A 582-nucleotide genomic window follows, 5' to 3' on the forward strand; every position below is an offset into this window, starting at 1 on the left:
GTTCGAGGCTTGGGAGATACGGTTTGCTCGCGCGCAGGAAGCTCTTGACGCCGACTCGAGTGAGAGCAACTGTGTTGCCGCCGGCGCAGAGCTTCTGGCCTGGGCTGAAAGCGACGCTGATTTGAGCCTCAAGGCAGGAATGAACGCGCCGTGGATGGCGAGGGGCACTCTGCACGAACTCTCGGACCAGCGGCGTGTAGGTTGGCATCCCGACTACGTAAGAATGCTGGAGCCCGGCGCGCACTCAGATGGCGAGGAGATGGAGGATGAGTGATACGAGAGCCTCAGCCGAGTATCGGGCGCTCTTCAATCCGGCTTTTTGTGCTGTTCTACTGCGCGAGGCGTGCCTGGGAGCGGAGCGGGAGTCCAAATCCCGGGACATAGAGCCATTGAGCTTCGCGGCGTCCTTCCTTGTCCTACCGGCGGTCTTGCACGAACCGATTCGTCGCGAATTGCCAAAGACCATCGCAACATCCTTTGCGACGTGGCTGGCAGAGAACCCTCTGCTACGCTCTCAGTTTGCGTCCTTGGCGAGGGTCACAAAAGACATCACGAGAAAAGGACTGCTCTTTGGGGCTACTC

At 59.6% G+C, this 582-nt stretch carries 2 protein-coding genes; both read left to right on the forward strand.

Annotated features, from left to right (window positions below; translation table 11 throughout):
- Positions 1-274: ABC-three component system protein (locus J5M67_RS27495; protein WP_207888551.1), on the forward strand; the 274-nt coding region annotated here is incomplete at its 5' end.
- Positions 267-582 (forward strand): three component ABC system middle component (locus tag J5M67_RS27500; protein ID WP_243434914.1); only part of this gene is annotated, 316 nt, incomplete at its 3' end. The genes J5M67_RS27495 and J5M67_RS27500, both read left to right, overlap by 8 nt.

The organism is Pseudomonas sp. 30_B, assembly GCF_017491605.1.
Classification (GTDB): domain Bacteria; phylum Pseudomonadota; class Gammaproteobacteria; order Pseudomonadales; family Pseudomonadaceae; genus Pseudomonas.